This window comes from Pseudoalteromonas sp. S4492, from assembly GCF_005886115.1.
Lineage (GTDB): Bacteria > Pseudomonadota > Gammaproteobacteria > Enterobacterales > Alteromonadaceae > Pseudoalteromonas > Pseudoalteromonas gelatinilytica.
Genome location: NZ_PNCP01000354.1, coordinates 1 through 272, shown reverse-complemented (window position 1 = coordinate 272; position 272 = coordinate 1). Strand labels below are relative to the sequence as shown.

General features: G+C 50.4%; 1 protein-coding gene. It reads left to right on the top strand.

Annotated elements, in window-relative coordinates:
- On the top strand, positions 1–272 hold a 272-nt coding region (locus CWC28_RS22450; protein ID WP_212746841.1), incomplete at both ends, for a hypothetical protein.

Sequence of the window (272 nt, the reverse complement as noted above, 5' to 3'; positions counted from 1 at the left end):
CTCACTGGTAACGGGCGGCAACGATGGCATACTGCGAACCTACGACCTGAAAGACCCCTATAATTACAACCTGATTTCATCACTGAATGTTCACCGGATGATCAGGGCCATTGCGTTAAGTGAAAACTCCGATGACCTGGTGTTGTTACGTCATCACTATCGCCTTGCACTCTGCGATCTGTCTATTACCGACGAACCCTGCCAGCAGGGCGTTAGGGTCAGTATCAGTCCTCCCTATGCAGGCCCAGGGGTGGCTTTTTTCCAAAATGATA